18 protein-coding genes are annotated in these 17,451 nt (G+C 54.2%); all 18 read right to left on the bottom strand.

Going from position 1 to position 17,451, the window contains the following annotated elements; translation table 11 throughout:
• On the bottom strand, positions 1–948 hold a 948-nt coding region (gene purM / locus ACLTX1_RS03005), incomplete at its 3' end, for a phosphoribosylformylglycinamidine cyclo-ligase (protein WP_412330445.1).
• Positions 949–989: 41 nt separating this feature from the next.
• Positions 990–2,228, bottom strand: coding sequence for an aminopeptidase (locus ACLTX1_RS03010; RefSeq protein ID WP_412330446.1), 1,239 nt, complete (start codon positions 2,226–2,228; stop codon positions 990–992).
• Positions 2,229–2,245: 17 nt separating this feature from the next.
• Positions 2,246–2,746, bottom strand: coding sequence for a 5-(carboxyamino)imidazole ribonucleotide mutase (purE, locus tag ACLTX1_RS03015; RefSeq protein WP_176820790.1), 501 nt, complete (start codon positions 2,744–2,746; stop codon positions 2,246–2,248).
• A 794-nt stretch (positions 2,747–3,540) separates the two neighbouring features.
• Positions 3,541–4,467 carry an SPFH domain-containing protein gene (locus ACLTX1_RS03020; protein ID WP_343284924.1) on the bottom strand — a complete coding sequence of 309 codons (927 nt, stop codon included), beginning with the start codon at positions 4,465–4,467 and terminating at the stop codon, positions 3,541–3,543.
• A 21-nt stretch (positions 4,468–4,488) separates the two neighbouring features.
• On the bottom strand, positions 4,489–4,911 hold the full coding sequence (locus ACLTX1_RS03025) for an NfeD family protein (RefSeq protein ID WP_308449026.1): 423 nt from the start codon (positions 4,909–4,911) through the stop codon (positions 4,489–4,491).
• Positions 4,912–5,462: 551 nt separating this feature from the next.
• Entirely contained in the window at positions 5,463–6,314 is an 852-nt protein-coding gene (locus tag ACLTX1_RS03030) for an IS3 family transposase (protein ID WP_395507468.1), read from the bottom strand.
• A complete protein-coding gene (locus ACLTX1_RS03035; protein WP_395507467.1) occupies positions 6,311–6,598 on the bottom strand; it encodes an imidazolonepropionase in 288 nt (95 codons plus the stop codon). Before ACLTX1_RS03035 ends, ACLTX1_RS03030 begins: the two co-directional genes overlap by 4 nt.
• Positions 6,599–6,736: 138 nt before the next feature.
• Entirely contained in the window at positions 6,737–8,365 is a 1,629-nt protein-coding gene (groL, locus tag ACLTX1_RS03040; protein WP_308448692.1) for a chaperonin GroEL, read from the bottom strand.
• Positions 8,366–8,416: 51 nt separating this feature from the next.
• A complete protein-coding gene (gene groES / locus ACLTX1_RS03045; protein WP_176820795.1) occupies positions 8,417–8,701 on the bottom strand; it encodes a co-chaperone GroES in 285 nt (94 codons plus the stop codon).
• A 378-nt stretch (positions 8,702–9,079) separates the two neighbouring features.
• Positions 9,080–10,279 (bottom strand): [FeFe] hydrogenase H-cluster maturation GTPase HydF, encoded by a 1,200-nt coding sequence (hydF, locus tag ACLTX1_RS03050; protein WP_308448691.1) that lies wholly within the window; start codon positions 10,277–10,279, stop codon positions 9,080–9,082.
• 36 nt (positions 10,280–10,315) lie between these two features.
• Positions 10,316–11,731: a [FeFe] hydrogenase H-cluster radical SAM maturase HydG gene (gene hydG / locus ACLTX1_RS03055; protein ID WP_308448690.1), complete on the bottom strand. Its 1,416-nt coding sequence runs from the start codon at positions 11,729–11,731 to the stop codon at positions 10,316–10,318.
• 58 nt (positions 11,732–11,789) lie between these two features.
• Complete coding sequence (locus ACLTX1_RS03060; protein ID WP_176820798.1) at positions 11,790–12,065, bottom strand: TM1266 family iron-only hydrogenase system putative regulator; 276 nt, start codon at positions 12,063–12,065, stop codon at positions 11,790–11,792.
• Positions 12,066–12,364: 299 nt separating this feature from the next.
• Positions 12,365–13,159, bottom strand: coding sequence for an RnfABCDGE type electron transport complex subunit B (locus ACLTX1_RS03065; protein WP_176820799.1), 795 nt, complete (start codon positions 13,157–13,159; stop codon positions 12,365–12,367).
• 22 nt (positions 13,160–13,181) lie between these two features.
• On the bottom strand, positions 13,182–13,793 hold the full coding sequence (locus tag ACLTX1_RS03070) for an electron transport complex protein RnfA (protein ID WP_176820800.1): 612 nt from the start codon (positions 13,791–13,793) through the stop codon (positions 13,182–13,184).
• Positions 13,790–14,479, bottom strand: a complete 690-nt coding sequence (rsxE, locus tag ACLTX1_RS03075) for an electron transport complex subunit RsxE (RefSeq protein WP_176820801.1) — start codon at positions 14,477–14,479, stop codon at positions 13,790–13,792. Before rsxE ends, ACLTX1_RS03070 begins: the two co-directional genes overlap by 4 nt.
• 1 nt (position 14,480) lies before the next feature.
• Positions 14,481–15,029 carry an RnfABCDGE type electron transport complex subunit G gene (locus ACLTX1_RS03080; RefSeq protein WP_308448687.1) on the bottom strand — a complete coding sequence of 183 codons (549 nt, stop codon included), beginning with the start codon at positions 15,027–15,029 and terminating at the stop codon, positions 14,481–14,483.
• Entirely contained in the window at positions 15,026–15,982 is a 957-nt protein-coding gene (locus tag ACLTX1_RS03085; RefSeq protein ID WP_176820803.1) for an RnfABCDGE type electron transport complex subunit D, read from the bottom strand. Before ACLTX1_RS03085 ends, ACLTX1_RS03080 begins: the two co-directional genes overlap by 4 nt.
• Positions 15,979–17,325: an electron transport complex subunit RsxC gene (rsxC, locus tag ACLTX1_RS03090; protein WP_412266558.1), complete on the bottom strand. Its 1,347-nt coding sequence runs from the start codon at positions 17,323–17,325 to the stop codon at positions 15,979–15,981. Before rsxC ends, ACLTX1_RS03085 begins: the two co-directional genes overlap by 4 nt.
• Positions 17,326–17,451 lie beyond the last annotated feature (126 nt).

Consider the following 17,451-nt stretch of genomic DNA (forward strand, 5'->3'; position numbering starts at 1 on the left):
CGCGTCCGCCGTCTCCTTGGAGACCGCCATGCACATGCCGACGCCCATGTTGAACGTGTTGAACATGTCGCGCTCCGGAATGTTGCCCGTCTTCGCGATGAGGTCGAAGATCGGCAGCACCGGCACTGCGGAACGGTCCACCTTAGCGGTGAGGCCCTTCTTCATCATACGCGGAATGTTCTCGTAGAAGCCGCCTCCCGTAATGTGGGAGATTGCCTTCACGTCTGCCGCTTCAATGGCCGCCAGCGCAGGCTTTACATACAGGCGCGTCGGGGTCAGAAGCGCCTCGCCCAACGTGCAGCCGAGCTCTTCGTAATACGTTTCAAGCTTTTCTTTATTCAGACCGAACACCTTTCTCACCAGAGAGAAGCCGTTCGAATGTACGCCGGAGGATGCCACGCCAACAAGCACGTCGCCCGCCTGCATCTTGGAGCCGTCAATGATCTTATCCTTATCTACAATGCCCACCGTAAAGCCCGCGAGGTCATAGTCGTCCTCCGGCATCACGCCCGGGTGCTCTGCGGTCTCGCCGCCGATGAGCGCGCAGCCGGACTGCACGCAGCCCTCCGCAACACCCTTTACGATCTCTGCAATCTTCTCCGGCACGTTCTTGCCGCAGGCGATGTAATCGAGGAAAAAGAGCGGTTTTGCGCCGCAGCATACGACGTCGTTCACGCACATGGCAACGCAGTCAATGCCGATGGTGTCATGCTTATCGAGCAGCATGGCCGCCACGAGCTTCGTGCCCACGCCGTCTGTGCCGGAAACAAACACAGGTTCTTTCATACCGGTCATGTCCGGCTGGAAAAGACCGCCGAAACCGCCGATGCCGGAAACCACGCCCGGAATGCTTGTACGCTTTACGTGCTCTTTCATCAGCTCTACGGACTTGTAGCCTGCGGTAACGTCAACGCCCGCTGCCTTGTAGCTATCGCTGTAACTTTTCATTCTTTAACTTCTCTCTTTCTTTAAATTATCTATAAAATGAATTACATGAATTTCTCTGTCCAGTTGCCGTTTCTGAACACCGGGATAACCTCGCCGTCCGGCGTGATGCCGTCAATGTTCATCGTCGCGTCGCCCACCATGAAGTCCACATGGATGACGGAATCGTTCACGCCCTTGTCGTGAATCTCATCAAGCGTATACTTGTCGTAATCCTTGATGACATTCGGGAAGCCCAAGCCAAGCGCAATGTGGCAGGAAGCGTTCTCGTCAAACAGCGTGTTGTAGAACAGAATGCCGAGGTTCGAGATGGGAGAGTCGTTCGGGATAAGCGCCAGCTCGCCGATCTGCGCCGCGCCCTCGTCCATCGCAATCATGTGCTCCAAAAGCTCCTGGTTCTTTTCCGCCTTGCAGGAGACCGCGCGGCCGTCCTTAAACGTAATGGAGAAGTTTTCAATCAAATTGCCCTGGTAAGACAGCGGCATCGTAGAAACGACCGTACCCTCTGCCTTGCCCTTCATCGGGGAGGTGAAAATCTCTTCGGTCGGCATATTCGGGTTGAAGAATGTACCGTCCAGCAGCGTTTCGCCGCCGCCCATCCACTGTGCGTCCGGGATCAGGCCGCAGGTGAAATCGGTGCCGTTCTCGCTAAAATAGTGCAGGCTCTCAAAGTGACATGCGTTCAGCTTCTCATAGCGTGCTTTGAGGGAAGCGTTGTGTGCTTTCCACGCTTCAACCGGGTCGTTATCCTTAGAAACACGCACCGTCTGAAGGATTGCGTCCCACAGCTTCTTCACCGCCACGCTCGTGCGGTCGTTCGGGAACACCTTCTTCGCCCACTTTGCACTCGGCACGGCGACAATCGTCCACTGGTACTTGTTTTCCATCGCGTCGCGGTACGGCTTTCTCACCTTCATACGGGCAAGGTTCGCCTTCTGCATTTTCTCAACGTTCACGCCCTTCAGGCCGTCCGGGTCGTCAGAGTCGATCCAAATGCGCACCGGCAGCTCGTCAAGCTCATACTGCATACGCGCCTTTTCCCACTCCTGCGTAGCGGAAAGCACCTTTACACTTTCTTTCTTATAGCGCATCTTGTCAAGGTCCTGGTTCGTCCAGCGGATGTCCACCCACTTCGCACCGGCGCGGTAGGCTTCCTCCGCCACCATCAGTGCGATTTCAGACTGCGCCGTATCTGCCAAGATTACAGCGCCCTGCCCCTTTTTGATGTTCACGCCCATCTGAACGATGAGCTTTGCGTACTTTCGCAAAATCGATTTTGTCATCGTTTATCCCTCCCGAATTATAGCTCGGCAACTTTCTGCTGCAAGGCTTCGTTCTTTTTCGCAACACCCTGCTCCATATCCACCTTCATCTGGTGCAGCTGCTTTGCGATGCTCTCGTCGGAAAGCGCCAGCATCTGCGCCGCCAAAATCGCAGCATTGTCCGCGCCGTCAATCGCCACCGTCGCCACCGGAATGCCGGAGGGCATCTGCACGGTTGCAAGCAGTGCGTCAAGGCCGTCGAGCGTGGAGGACTTCACCGGAATGCCGATGACCGGCAGCGTCGTGTGCGCAGCCAGCACGCCCGCAAGATGCGCAGCCTTGCCCGCCGCCGCAATGATAACGCCAAAGCCGTCCTTTTCCGCGTTCTTAGAGAATTCCGCCGCGGCCTCCGGCGTGCGGTGTGCGCTCATCACGCGCGCCTCCACCGGGATGCCGAACTGCTTCAATCTGCGAATCGCCGGGGAAACCACCGGAAAATCACTGTCACTGCCCATGATTACTGCAACTTTTTTGCTCATTGAAAATCACCGATCCTTTCAAGTTTTGCGGCGTAAAAGAAAGCACCGCGAAAAAAAGAAAATAGGCTGTGCTCAAAAAACACAACCTATGCTTCTAAAATTGACCGCAAAACGCCCATGCAGATACAGTAAAAATGCACATCAGTTCAGCCATATCGCACCTCCGGCACTTGCAGCCTTGAATTTTCTGTCCTTAGTCTGTCTCAAGCGACTGATAAATCAATCCATTAAGCAGACCTTTAAGGCAGCAATGTATAAAATTGTGTGCCAAGCCGTAGGCGTGCTTTATACGTTGTTGCCTTTATCATTTTACGGGATTTTTGCTTGTTTTTCAATAGTTTTTGCCGTTTTTAGAAAAAAATCCAAAATTCTCCCCTGCTCGTGGACATGCGTTGTATACCTCGATATGTCCCCTTTCTCCGCTTCCGTCTCACCATATATCAAATACATAACAACACACCTTGAAATGCAAAAGGGCATTTTCACTTTACCTACGTACATTATCTCCCTCTATTCGTCAAAAAAGGCAGCTTTCCAAGTTCCCTCTGACTGAGGGAGATATATAGAGAGCTTTTATATACACAAGTCGCTCAAATCACCTTGAAAACGCATAAAACGCAAGCTCAATAAAAAAATCCTCTCCCGGCTGCGCCGGGAGAGGATAAATTATATTAGCGGCAAAAGTATTTCGACATTTGCGAATGGCGACTCAAGGCGCTGCCCTAAGAACCCGTAAGTTTTCCGAAGAAAACTTGACTAAAGACTTTTACGCCTTGCTCGCCGTAAACTCTACTTTACTCCTTCGGCGTTTCCGTCGCAAAAATCTCCTTCGCGCTTGCGGCTAAACCTGCCATACCCTGAATCTCGGACGGAATGATAATCTTCGTCGCCTTGCCGTCCGCTACTTTCTCAAGCGCTTCAAAGCTCTTCAAGGTCAGCACAGCTTTATTCGGATCGGCTTCGTTGAGAAGCTTAATGGAATCCGCCAACGCACGTTGCACGGAGAGGATTGCCTCCGCTTCGCCCTGTGCTTCTCTGATTTTCGTCTCGCGCACAGCCTCCGCACGCAGGACGGCAGATTCCTTCTGGCCTTCCGCAATGAGGATGGCGCTGCGCTTTTCGCCCTCTGCGTCCAAAATCTTCGCACGGCGCTCGCGCTCCGCCTTCATCTGCTTCTCCATCGAATCCTGAATTTCCTTCGGCGGAATGATGTTTTTCAGCTCCACGCGGTTGACCTTAATGCCCCACGCATCGGTCGCCTCGTCCAGAATGACACGAATTTTCGAGTTGATAACATCGCGCGAGGTCAGCGTGTGGTCAAGCTCCATCTCACCGATGATGTTTCTCAGCGTCGTTGCGGAAAGGTTTTCAATCGCGGAGATCGGGCGCTCCACGCCGTAAGCATACAACTTCGAGTCCGTGATCTGGAAATACACCACCGTGTCAATCTGCATCGTGACGTTATCCTTCGTGATAACGGGCTGCGGCGGGAAATCGATGACCTGCTCTTTCAGCGAGACCTTCTTCGCAATGCGGTCGATAAACGGAATTTTTAAATGCAGGCCCGTGCTCCACGTGGCGTGGTACGCGCCGAGTCTTTCAATGACGAATGCGTGCGCCTGCGGTACCACCTTAATATTCGCCGCAAGCAGTGCGATGACAAGAGCGATGAGAATGATAATGCCCACAACGCCCCAGTTGATGTACAGTTCAAAATCCATGTTTTTACCTCCAACTTCAATTTAAGATACAGTCGGTGTCACGATAAGCTTTACGCCCTCAATACGCACCACCTGCACCTTTGTGCCTTTTTGAATACGGACATTTTCTGTGCTGCGTGCTGCCCAGTCGTTGCCGAGCACTTCCACGCGCCCATGCGCCGCAAGGTTATCGATATCCTCCGTCACAACGGCGGTCTGCCCCACCACGCGGTCGGCGTTCGTGTGCGTTTCCTTGTTTTGCAGGAACTTTTTCACGAGCGGACGCGTTGCCAAAAGCAGAACGAGCGTCACCACAGCGGCAATCATCACTTGCAGCCAAACCGGCGCGCCGCACAGCTGCGCGATCATGCCGGCGATGCCGCCGCCCACAAACCAGATGGAAATAAGCTGCGCGCTCATGCCCTCCAGTATTGCAGCAATCACAATGACCGCCACCCAGATCATGGTTTCCAAAATCATTCCCCCTTTCTCAAAGCGGAAGCCGCATACACGCGCCCGACCCGTTCAGGCGCCCGCACTCCCTATCCTCATCATATCGGATTTTCATAAAATATGCAAGAGGTTTTCTTCCCCGGAAAAATATTTTACACAGATTATAAAATACCGCGCCCGATTCTGCCGAGCGCGGCTTCAATATTCTTATCGATTCACATGCTCCATGCTGAGCTTCACGCGCAGCCCGTAAAAAGCAGCGCTGCAAGCAGCAGACACAACACCAAGCTGACATACTTTTTCATACGATCACCTTTCCTTTTTTCGGCTTAAAAAACCGCCGTACCAAGGCTTTTTGAACGTACCGAAATCGTACCCGCCTCGGTATTGTTAAATATTTATCTACTGTAATAGTATCAAAACCGTACCGCATTGTCAATCGGCGGAATCCCATATTTCATCGCACAAACTTGTGTTTTCCTACAAAAATCCCCCGCACAGGAAATTGAACCGCACCAGATTATGCGGACAGCACTAAAAGCCCCCATGTAGGATATTGAGTTTTAAGCGGAGTGGCGCAGCGACAGCGGTGCCACTCCCGTTTTTGTTTGGATGCGTTCGTGGTTATAGAAGTAAATATACCTGTCGATCAGTTCGTTTGCTTCTTGGAACGTCTTTGGCTTGTGGCGGTAGATGCACTCTGTTTTCAGAATGGAGAAGAAATTTTCTGCCATGGCATTGTCATAAGGATTTCCTTTCCTTGACATGGACGGCGTTATGCCGTAAGATTGTGTTAGCTTGAAGTATGCTTGCGATGTGTATTGAAAGCCTTGGTCGCTGTGGAGCTGCAACTCCGCAGCGACTTTCTCTTTCTTCATTGCCAGACGAATCGTGTCCAGAACAAGATTCACAGTCTGCCGACTTGCAGTCTTGTAGGCCACAATACTGTTGTCATACAGATCTCGGATCATGGACAGATATAAAATGCCTTCTTTTGTGTGGATGTAAGAAATGTCCGTGACCCATTTCTCGTTTGGCCTGACCGCCCGGAACTGTCTGTTCAACAGATTTTCGTATTTGTGTACCTGCTGACCAAGATTTACCCATTGGCGGCGTCGGCGAACCTCAGACAATAATCCATATTTTTTCATGATTCTGAGCACAGTCTTCGGATCTCTTTGAATATTTCTGCCTTTTAACCACTTCCATACACGTCGATAGCCATAGGTCTTATCTGTCCTGCGCTGACATTCCTCGATTTCCTTTGCCACAACAGCATCGCGATCCGTCTCTCCCAGACGCTTTTTAAAGCAGTAGTAACCACTTCTGGATACCCCGAAGAATTTGCACATAACAGATATTGGGTATTCTCCCCGGTGACGGTGAATGACGGCGTACTTTGCCTTTGGCCTCACTTCCTTTCTGTGGACTGCAGAAAATCCTGCAGTAATTTCACTTCCATCTTGAGCCGCTTATTCTCATACTTATATTCCTGCAGCGTCTTTGCAGGCTTCCTGCCACGAAACTTCGGCGCACCCTTGGCGGCTTTTTTGCGTTGCCGCTTCAGCAGATTGTGAACCGGACGGTCTCCCTCCAAGCCAAGTTCCGCTTCGATTTCCCTGTGGTTCTTCCCTGATTCTAACATCTTTTCTATGGTCGGTAGTAGAACCTGCATATTGGTGTATCTTCGTTTGCTCATAATGAATCCCCCCTGATGTACTTATTATCCTACATCAGGGGGGATTTTGTCTATTGTCCTGTTTTACTGGTTCTGTTCAAATTCCTGTGCGGGGGATCAACGTTTTATGACGTTTTCATGCGGTTTAAGCGCTCTTCATTAGTACATGCCGCCCATGTCCGGTGCTGCCGGAGCTGCGGGTGCAGCCGGCTCCTTGATGTCTGCCACGAGAGACTCGGTGGTCAGAACGGTGGAAGCCACAGAGGAAGCGTTCTGCAGAGCGGAACGGGTGACCTTCGTCGGGTCAACGATGCCTTCGTCGATCATGTCGCCGTAGGTATCGGTCAGAGCATTGTAGCCGTAGCCGACGGTGTTCTTTGCCTTCAGGTGCTCAATGATGATGGAGCCCTCCAGACCTGCGTTCGCAGCAATCTGGCGAACCGGCTCCTCAAGAGCCTTCAGAACGATGGCAGCGCCGGTCTTCTCGTCGCCGTCAACGGAATCGACATAGGCCTTAACAGCCGGAATCGCATCGATGAGTGCGGTGCCGCCGCCTGCGACGATGCCCTCTTCAACAGCAGCCTTCGTTGCAGCCAGAGCGTCCTCAATGCGCATCTTCTGCTCTTTCATTTCGACCTCGGTAGCCGCACCGACCTTGATAACCGCTACGCCGCCTGCGAGCTTTGCAAGACGCTCCTGCAGCTTCTCACGGTCGAAATCGGACGTGGTGGTCTCGATCTGGCTTCTGATCTGGCTGACACGGCTCTTGATAGCCTCGCTGTCGCCTGCACCGTCAACAATGATGGTGTTTTCCTTGTCGATCTTGACCTGACGTGCACGGCCGAGCTGATCAACGGTGGTATCCTTCAGCTCAAGGCCAAGCTCGCTGGAGATGACCTGACCGCCGGTGAGCGTTGCAATATCGGTGAGCATTTCTTTTCTTCTGTCGCCGAAGCCCGGAGCCTTAACGCCCACGCAGGTGAACGTGCCGCGGAGCTTGTTGAGGATCAGGGTGGTCAGCGCCTCGCCCTCAATGTCCTCCGCGATGATGACGAGCTTCTTGCCGGACTGTACGATCTGCTCGAGCAGCGGCAGAATCTCCTGAATGTTGGAGATCTTCTTATCGGTGATGAGGATGTACGCGTCGTCGATGACAGCGACCATCTTGTCGGTATCGGTGACCATGTACGGCGTAATGTAGCCGCGGTCGAACATCATGCCTTCTACGACCTCGCTGTACGTCTCAGCCGTCTTGGATTCTTCAACGGTGATAACGCCGTCGGACGTGACCTTTTCCATCGCGTCGGCGATGAGGTTGCCGATCTGCTCACTTGCAGAGGAAACAGCTGCAACACGGGCAATGTCCTTCGTGCCGGAGACCTTCTTGGCGTTCTTCTCAATCGCCTCAACAGCGGTCTCGGTCGCCTTCTGAATGCCCTTTCTCAGAACCATCGGGTTTGCGCCTGCGGTAACGTTCTTCATGCCCTCACGGATGAGTGCCTGTGCAAGCAGTGTTGCGGTCGTGGTGCCGTCACCTGCAACGTCGTTCGTCTTGGTTGCAACTTCCTTCACGAGCTGTGCGCCCATGTTCTCAAACGGATCTTCAAGCTCAACTTCCTTAGCGATTGTCACGCCGTCGTTCGTGATGAGCGGTGCGCCGAACTTCTTATCGAGCACAACGTTTCTGCCCTTCGGGCCAAGGGTGATCTTAACGGTATCTGCAAGCTTGTTGATACCGCCGAGCAATGCTTTTCTGGCTTCTTCGCCGTAAATGATCTGCTTTGCCATAATAAATTACCTCACAATTCCAAATATCAAAAATAAAGACTGAAACTCAAATTACTCAACGACTGCCAGAACATCGGACTGACGAACGATGGTGTATTCCTCGCCGTCGATCTTCACTTCCGTGCCGGTGTACTTGCCGGTGATGACGCGGTCGCCGGCCTTAAGCTGCATAACAACTTCCTTGCCGTCTACCATGCCGCCGGGGCCTACTGCGATAACACGGGAGATCTGCGGCTTCTCCTGTGCCGCGCTTGTCAGCACGATGCCGCTCTTTGTGGTCTCCTCCGCTTTCTCGGCCTGAATGAGTACTCTGTCTGTCAAAGGCTTAATGGTCATAACTTCCACCTCGGCGCCTAATGCGCCGTATCCTTTCTCCCCGCAGTTCATAAATAAATTTTTCGCGTACAGCGGGGTGCGCCGCGAAACCCGCCGGGGTGCGGCCCGGTCGGTAAAGAAATACAAGTTTAGGTCTCGGGGAACTGTGCCGCTTACGCTTTAGCACTCCTTATCCCCGAGTGCTAAACTTATTCTAATCACTTGGTCAAGAAAAGTCAATAGGAAAATCGCGATTTTTTTGACTTTTAACAGTTCCGTAATAATTTTGTCCTCCGATGTCCTCTGATGTCCGCTTTTTTCATACAAAACCACCCACAAAACGACAAAAAAACAGCCCCGCGCTCGTTTGAAACCGGGACTGTCTTTTGCAAATACAGCTTAAATCATGGAGGCATATTCGTCAAACGGGGCTAAGCTCCGCTTTAAAATGCCATTGATATATGCAATGAGAATGCCGTAGTTCGTGTACGGCACGCCTTTTTCTTCGGCGGAAGACTGTCTGAACTGCATTTCGCGTTCATTCAGCATACAGCCGCCGCAGTGCACAATAAGGGCATACGGCGAAAGATCTTCGGGAAATCCGCCGCCGGAGGTAAACTCGAATTCAAAGTCCTTGCCGGTGTGTTTGCGGATCCATGCGGGCAGCTTCACGGTGCCGATATCGCCGCACTGGCGGTGATGCGTGCAGCCTTCGGAGATCAAAATACGGTCGCCCGCTTTCAGATTCTCAATAGCCGCCGCGCCGCGCACGGCCGTCTCTAAAACGCCCTTGTAGCGCGCAAATAAGATGGAGAATGACGTGAGCTTAATGCGCTCGGGCACGATCTGCTTTACTTTGCCGAATGCCTGGCTGTCCGTAACAACGAGCTTCGGCGGCGTTTTGAGGCCGTTCAGCACGCCCGCAAGCTCTTCCACCTGCGTGACAGAGCATGTTGCACCCGCGTCCAGAATGTCGCGGATGGCCTGCACCTGCGGCAAAATCATGCGGCCTTTCGGCGCGGAGGAATCGATGGGCGTGACGAGCACCACGTGGTCGCCGCGCTCAAGTAAGTCACCCAAAATAACTTTGGTGTTCTGCCCCTTTGCAGCGATGGCGGCAAGCTTTTCCTTGAGCTCAAAAATATGCTCGCCCGTCTTCGCGCTGACCGCGATTTCGTTGTCATTTTCATCTTTGAAGCCGCCGAGGTCGGCTTTATTCAATACGATGATATACGGCACGCCTTTTTTCTCGATGAGCTTTTGCAGTGCGAGGTCTTCCGCACTTTTGCCGACCGTGCCGTCGATGACGAGCACCGCAATATCAGCTTTATTGAGTACCTGCCGGGCGCGCTGCACACGCAGCTCGCCCACGGTGCCCTCGTCGTCCATGCCGGGCGTGTCGATGATGACGACCGGGCCAAGCGGCAAAAGCTCCATGGCTTTCTGCACGGGGTCGGTCGTGGTGCCCTTGACATCGGACACAATGGAGATATTCTGCCCCGTAACGGCGTTCACCACGCTGGATTTACCGGCGTTGCGCTTGCCGAAAAAGGCGATGTGCACACGGTTTGCCGAGGGGGTCTGGTTGAGGTCTGCCATAGAAGTCGCCTGCCTTTTAAAGAATAACCGAAAGTTTTAGAAACGGAAGTCGCGCTCGCCGTGGGCGACCTTTTCAACGTAGCCCTTTGCGATGCTGCGGGTCTTCTCGTTCGGGATATTTTCAAGCTCCTGCGCGATCATCTTTTCGCCGATGGCCTTCGTCTCCGGGGAAGCGTAGTCCTCGAGGAATTCTTTTAAGGTGATGAGTGCGTTCGGGTGGCAGCAGTTCTGGATCTGTCCGCTCTTACACAGGCTCATGAAGCGGTCGCCGGTGCGGCCCTCGCGGTAGCATGCCGTGCAGAAGGACGGAATGTGGTCGGTCTCCATCAGCCAGCGGACGACCTCGTCAAGGGAGCGCTGATCGGAAACGTCGAACTGCTCGGTGTCGGTGGGGCGCTCCTCTTCGGCATAGCCGCCGACGGAGGTACGGGATGCGCCGCTGATCTGCGAAACGCCGAGATTGATAACCTGCGCGCGTACCTTCTGACTCTCACGCGTGGAGATGATCATGCCGGTGTACGGCACGGCGATACGAATAAGTGCGCAGATTTTCGCGAATGTTTCGTCGCTGATGCCGTTATCAAACTTCGTCGGGTCAATGTCGTCGGCTTTTTTAAGGCGCGGCACACTGATGGTATGCGGGCCTACGCCGTGCACGGCTTCAAGGTGCTCCGCGTGCATCAGCTGGCCACAGAACTCGTAACGGTACATTTCAAGGCCGTACAGAACGCCGAGACCCACGTCATCGATACCGCCCTCCATGGCGCGGTCCATCGCCTCGGTGTGGTAGGCGTAGTTATGCTTCGGGCCCGTGGGATGCAGCTTTTCGTAGCTTTCCTTGTGGTAGGTCTCCTGGAACAGAATGTACGTGCCGATGCCGGCTTCCTTTAATTTGCGGTAGTTTTCCACGGTCGTCGCGGCGATGTTGACGTTTACGCGGCGGATGGCGCCGTTCTTATGCTGAATGCTGTAAATGGTCTTGATGCAGTCGAGAATGTACTCGATGGGGTTATTCACCGGGTCTTCGCCGGCTTCAATGGCAAGGCGCTTATGACCCATGTCCTGCAGCGCAATGACTTCCTTTGCGACCTCCTCCTGCGTCAGCTTGCGGCGCGGGATGTGGTGGTTCTGGCGGTGATACGGGCAGTAGGTGCAGCCGTTCACGCAGTAGTTGGAAAGGTACAGCGGCGCGAACATGACAATGCGGTTACCGTAAAACTTGTGCTTGATCTCGTTTGCAAGCTTATAGATTTCGTCCAGAATCTCCGGGTCTTCGCAGGCGAGCAAAACGGATGCTTCGCGGTGTGAAAGTCCCTTACACAGACGGGCTTTATCGAGAATTTCGCGGATGAGCGGCAGGTTATCTTTGTTCTCGTCCGCGTATTTTAAGGTGTCTTCAATTTCTTCGTGGCAGATAAATTCCTCTGCTTTTAAGGATTTCGGATCGTACATAATTTGAATTTTCCTTTCTTTCGGGTCAGTTCACTTTCCCGTTAGTCATTTTTTCGGATCACTCCGTTTTGATTTCCGGCTCTGTGCTCGTGAAATTGGAATACGCCGTTTTGATGTTGGCGCCGCGCACGCGCCCGAGCTTTCCCGCCATGGCACTGATGACATCCTGTGGGGCATCCACCGCCACACAGATGATGTTGATATTTTTCTGTCTGTACGGCAGCCCCATACGTCCGATGATGTACCGGCCGTACAGGTGCAGAATGTCGTTGATTTCTTCCGCGTGGGCGTTATCTTCTAAAATAATGCTCATCACGGCTACGCGTGTCTGCATAAAACACCTCCCGTTTTTATAAAACAAGCAAAACAAAAATGCTCCCTGCCGAAAATGCAGGAAGCACAAAAAGCGCAGAATCTATCTGCGGAATATACCTCTATCCATTTTCGGCTTACACGCGGCGATGCCTTGTGCTCAGAACGAAAAAGCTGTTTTGCGGCGCACCGCAGAAAAAACTTTGGTGAACCGTGTTTTGTATAGTATAACGGATTTTCAGAAGTTTGTAAAGAGCGGATTGCAAATTTTGACAACGAAAAAGCCCCGGCGTACAGCCGAGGCTCTGTTTGTTTCAAAAATTACGCGTCCAGCATGGTAATGACGTGCCTCGGGCAGACCTCGGCACATTTGCCGCAGCCGATGCACTTTGCGGGATCGACCTTCGCGCAGAAGTTCGTTACCTTTACGGCGCCCACTTCGCATGCCTTCATGCACTTGCCGCAGCCGATACAGCCCACCTTGCAAACCTTCATCGTTTCTGCGCCCTTATCACAGTTGGAGCAGCGCACGACCGCCTGCTTTTTCAGCGGCACAAAGCTGATGAGCCCCTTCGGACATGCAGCGGTGCATTTTGCGCAGCCGCGGCACTTTGCGGGGTCGATTGACGCCATACCGTTGCAGACGTTGATTGCGCCGTATTCGCACACGGCGGCGCAGTCGCCCATGCCCATGCAGCCGTAGCGGCAGCTGGAGATACCGCCGGCGAGCAGGGTAGATGCGGCGCAGCTATCGATGCCGTCGTAGCGCATTTTGTCGCTGGTGCAGTCATAGCTGCCCATACAGTGGACAAGCGCCGTCTTTTTCTCGACGGCAACGTCGCCCGTGCCAAGCAGCTCTGCGCACGCTTTGGCGCACGCTTCGCCGCCGGGAGAACACAGCCCGGGCTGCGCTTCGCCCTTAGAGAGCGCCGCCGCATAGCCGGAGCAGCCGGAAAAACCGCACGCGCCGCAGTTCGCGCCCGGAAGCACCTCTAAAATCGCTTCCGCTTTCTCGTCCTTCGGCACGGCCATGATGGCGGAGGCGACCGCCAGAATAATACCCGCCAGAAGACCGATGCCCGCGACGATCAGAACCGGGATCAAAATTTTATCCATATAGAAACCCCTTTCGTTTTGCTCAGGCGAGCAGACGGTCTATAATGCCGTTAAAGCCGAGGAACGAAACCGCCACAAGCGACGCGGCGATCAGCGTGATCGGCAGACCTTTGAGGAAATTCGGCACGTCGCACAGCTCGAGGCGCTCACGCACACCGGCGAAAATGACCATTGCAACCATGAAGCCGATGCCTGCGCCGAACGCGTTGACAAGCGATGCCAAATAGCCGAAGCTCGGGTTTTCCGCGCCTTTTTCGAGCACGAGCATCGTCACGCCCAGCACGGCGCAGTTTGTCGTGATGAGCGGCAGATAAATACCGAGCGCGTTATACAGCGGCGGCATATACTTGTGCATCACGGTCTCCAAAAGCTGCACGAGCGCCGCGATGATGAGGATGAACACCACGGTCTGCAAATAATCGAGGTTCAGCGGGACAAGTACATACGTATACACCGGCCATGTGACCGCCGTCGCGATAACCATGACAACCGTTACGGCGCAGCTCATGCCGAACGCCGTATTGAGCTTTTTGGAAACACCGAGGAACGGACAGATGCCGAGAAACTTATTGAGAATATAGTTCTCCGTGAGGATTGCGGCAAGGAAAATGCCGACTAAAAATTTAAGACTCATGCTTTGCCGCCCTCCTTTTCACATTTTTCCTGTACCTTGGAGCAGGAAGCCGCCAACGGGCATGCAGCGCAGCCCATGGTCTCCGGCGCTTTGCCCTCCGCGGAAAGCTTGCCCGCAATGGCGATGAGAATACCGAACACGAAGAAGCCGCCCGGCGGGAGCAGGAAAATGATGATGGGATCCATGAAATTCGAGAGGAGCGGAATGCCGAACACGGTACCCGCGCCGAGCAATTCACGGATGATGCCCATGGCGAGCAGCGCGGCGGTGAAGCCCACGCCCATTCCAAGACCGTCTACGATGCTCGGCAGCACGGGATTTTTGCTGGCGAACATTTCCGCACGACCCAAAATGATGCAGTTGACAACGATGAGCGGCAGGAACACGCCGAGCGACTTGTTAAGCGCCGGCACGTAGGCCTTGATGAGCAGCTGCACAATGGTAACAAAACCCGCAACAATGGTGATATACGCCGGGATGCGGACTTTATCCGGGATGATTTTTTTGAGAAGAGAAATAACGGCGTTGGAACATACGAGTACGAATGTCGTCGCAAGGCCCATGCCGATGGCGTTCGAAGCTGCCGTTGTGACGGCGAGCGTCGCGCAGGTGCCGAGCATCAGGCGCAGCACGGGGTTCTCTTTGATAATGCCTTTTGTAAATTCTTCTTTGAGGCTTTTTGCCATGTTATGCGCCCTCCTTTACCGTGTTGTACTTTGTGATGGCTTCGTTGACGGCGTTCGTCACCGCGCGGCTCGTGATGGACGCGCCGGTCATGGCTTCGATCTCGCCGTCCGACGGCGCCTTATTCTTCACAAGCGTGATGCCCTTTTCCGGCGCAGTCTGCTTAAACTGATCCGTAAAGGAAGCCTTTTCCGCGTTCGCGCCAAGACCCGGTGTTTCGCTGTGCTCCAGAATGACAACGCCGGTGATCTGCCCGTCGGCGCTGATGCCGGTCATGACCTTCACCGCACCGCCGTAGCCCTTCGCCTCCGTCTGGAAAACGTAGCCAACCGTTTCGTTATTCGCTTTGCCGATGTAATAGCCGTCCGCTTCTTCAAAGCTGTCCGCGTCGCTCAAAACGACTTTTCTCGACTGCTCCGCTTCCAGTGCGGACTGCTCGGCAATTTTATCCTTCGTCAGCAGATTTGTGCCTGCCAGAAGCGCCGTGACGACAAGGCAGATGACAAACAGAATGAGCGCCGGTTTTAAAATATCTTTCGCGGTGATCTTCATTTTGCGTCACCCGCTTTCTTTGCCTTCATTTTGCCGAACGTCTGCGGCTTCGCAACGCGCTCAATGAGCGGCACTAAAATATTCATCAGTACAATGGAGTACGATACGCCCTCCGGCAGAGACGCGAACTGGCGGATTAAAATCGTCAGCACGCCGCAGCCGACGGCATAGATCACGCGTGCGCTGAAGTTGATGGGGCTTGTGGTGTAATCGGTCGCCATGAAAATCGCGCCGAGCAAGAGGCCGCCGGAAAGAATATCCATCAGCGGGTCGCGGCCGAGCAGTGCGGAAAGCACCGCTGCCGTTGCAAGGTACGTGACCGGGATAACCGGGCTGATAACGCGGCGTGCAACAAGGTAAATGCCGCCGAGAATGAGTGCGAGTGCACAGGTCTCGCCGAGACAGCCGCCCGTGTTGCCGAGAAACATATCGAGGTAGCTCGGCAGCGCCGCACCCGTGCCCTCGGAGAGAACGCCGAGCGGCGTTGCGGTCGTCATGGCGTCGGAGAAGCTGTGGTCCATCGGCGCCGTCCACGCGGTCATTTTCGCCGGGAACGAGTTCATCAGAATGATACGCGCCGTCAGCGCGGGGTTCACGAAGTTCTGGCCGATGCCGCCGAACATCTGCTTTACGACAACAATGGCGATGACGCCGCCGAACGCCGCAATGATGGGGCTGATGGAAACGGGCAGGTTCATCGCGAGTAAAACGCCCGTCACAACGCAGGAAAGGTCACCGACCGTCTGGCGGCGCTTCATGACGCGGCGGGATATGTATTCGCTCAAAATGCAGGACGCGACCGTCGTCAGGATAATAACCGCCGCGCGGAAGCCGAAAATAATGACGGACGCAATCATCGCCGGGGTCAGCGCCAAAATGACGTCCAGCATCAAAGTCTGGGTGGTGTCTTTCGACTGAAAGTGCGGCGAGGAGGAAACGATGAATTTGTTCACTTTTTAGCCGCCTCCTTCTTTACATAGTATTTGCCGAGGCGAATGGCCTGCACGATGCGGCGTTTCGCCGGGCAGGAGAATGCGCAGCAGCCGCATTCCATGCACGTCATGATGTCGAGTTTTTTCAGCATTTCCACGTCCTTGCGCTCCGCGTATTTTTCAAGCTTTGCGGGCACAAGGTTCATGGGACATGCCGCAACGCAGCGGCCGCAGCGGATGCAGTCGGTCGGTTCTAACAGATGTGCTTCTTCCGCACCGAACGCGAGTAACCCGTTATTCTGCTTTAAGACCGGCAGCTCGTCGGTTGTCACGGCGACGCCCATCATCGGGCCGCCCATGATGAGCTTCTGCGGTTCTTCCTTATAGCCGCCGCAGAATTCCATGACCTCGCGAATTTTTGTGCCGATGGGCACAATGACATTCTGCGGGTTCTGCACGGCGCTGCCGTCCACCGTGACGCGCTTCATCGTCAGCGGCATGCCGGTGCGCATGTAGCTTGCAAGGAACGAGACGGAGCCGATGTTCATGACAAGGCAACCCACGTCTGCCGGCAGACCGCCCGCCGGGACTTTTCTGCCCGTTGCCGCCTGCACCAGCACCTTTTCCGCGCCCTGCGGGTAGCTTGCATGCAGCTTTAACACGCGCACTTCGTCGTTCGGGTCCATTTTCGGGTCATCCGCAATGCGCGTCAGCGCTTCGATGGCGTCGGGCTTATTGTCTTCAATCGCGATGATGACGCGGTGCACGTCTAGAATCTCTTTGATCTTATAAATACCGGCAAGCACGTTTTTGCCGTTTTCGAGCGCCTCGCGGTGGTCGGAGGTAATATAGGGCTCACACTCCGCAACGTTGACGATGAGCGTATCGATTTTTTTGTCCGGGGGGACGTTTAATTTCACGTGCGCCGGGAAGCCTGCGCCGCCGAGACCGACGAGACCCGAAGCGCGCGCCGCATCGGCCAGCTGCTGCTTCGTTTTGATTTCCGGCGGGGGACATACCGCAGGGTCGTGCTCCATTAACCCGTCCGACGTGATGATGACGGCGTCCACCGCCTGCCCGCCGGGCATAATGACTTTTTTGATCTCCTTCACGGTGCCGGAAACCGAGGAATGGATCGGCACGGAAACGTATGCGTCGCTGTCCGCGACCTTGGTGCCGACATACACGTGGTCGCCCTTTTTCACACAGGGCACACACGGTGCGCCGATGTGCTGCGTCATAGGCAGCGTGATCTCATCGGGCGGCGGCATCACGTGCGTTTCGGTATGCGCCGTGTTCTTGTGGTGCGGCACATGCGCGCCGCCGTGCGTGCGGAACGGGCGCTTCGGAAAAGACTGTTCCATCTTTATTCCTTCCTTTCTTTCGCGTTAAAAAACAGACTTTGCCGGTGCAAGACACAACAAAGTCACAGTTTTTAAGTTTATTCAATTTTAGCACTGCTTTTGTACATTGGCAATAGAAAAAAGCGG

Source organism: Hominenteromicrobium sp. (assembly GCF_046974225.1).
Taxonomy (GTDB): Bacteria; Bacillota; Clostridia; order Oscillospirales; family Acutalibacteraceae; genus Hominenteromicrobium; species Hominenteromicrobium mulieris.

Bases quoted from the DNA above. Each gene is read 5' to 3' on its own strand.
- ACLTX1_RS03035 (WP_395507467.1), bottom strand. From the start codon at position 6,598: ATGAGCAAACGAAGATACACCAATATGCAGGTTCTACTACCGACCATA.
- ACLTX1_RS03010 (WP_412330446.1), bottom strand. From the start codon at position 2,228: ATGACAAAATCGATTTTGCGAAAGTACGCAAAGCTCATCGTTCAGATG.
- ACLTX1_RS03020 (WP_343284924.1), bottom strand. From the start codon at position 4,467: ATGGATTTTGAACTGTACATCAACTGGGGCGTTGTGGGCATTATCATT.
- ACLTX1_RS03025 (WP_308449026.1), bottom strand. From the start codon at position 4,911: ATGATCTGGGTGGCGGTCATTGTGATTGCTGCAATACTGGAGGGCATG.
- groES (WP_176820795.1), bottom strand. From the start codon at position 8,701: ATGACCATTAAGCCTTTGACAGACAGAGTACTCATTCAGGCCGAGAAA.
- ACLTX1_RS03070 (WP_176820800.1), bottom strand. From the start codon at position 13,793: ATGAGTCTTAAATTTTTAGTCGGCATTTTCCTTGCCGCAATCCTCACG.
- ACLTX1_RS03080 (WP_308448687.1), bottom strand. From the start codon at position 15,029: ATGAAGATCACCGCGAAAGATATTTTAAAACCGGCGCTCATTCTGTTT.
- hydG (WP_308448690.1), bottom strand. From the start codon at position 11,731: ATGTACGATCCGAAATCCTTAAAAGCAGAGGAATTTATCTGCCACGAA.
- purE (WP_176820790.1), bottom strand. From the start codon at position 2,746: ATGAGCAAAAAAGTTGCAGTAATCATGGGCAGTGACAGTGATTTTCCG.
- groL (WP_308448692.1), bottom strand. From the start codon at position 8,365: ATGGCAAAGCAGATCATTTACGGCGAAGAAGCCAGAAAAGCATTGCTC.
- ACLTX1_RS03065 (WP_176820799.1), bottom strand. From the start codon at position 13,159: ATGGATAAAATTTTGATCCCGGTTCTGATCGTCGCGGGCATCGGTCTT.
- ACLTX1_RS03060 (WP_176820798.1), bottom strand. From the start codon at position 12,065: ATGCAGACACGCGTAGCCGTGATGAGCATTATTTTAGAAGATAACGCC.
- rsxE (WP_176820801.1), bottom strand. From the start codon at position 14,479: ATGGCAAAAAGCCTCAAAGAAGAATTTACAAAAGGCATTATCAAAGAG.
- rsxC (WP_412266558.1), bottom strand. From the start codon at position 17,325: ATGGAACAGTCTTTTCCGAAGCGCCCGTTCCGCACGCACGGCGGCGCG.
- hydF (WP_308448691.1), bottom strand. From the start codon at position 10,279: ATGGCAGACCTCAACCAGACCCCCTCGGCAAACCGTGTGCACATCGCC.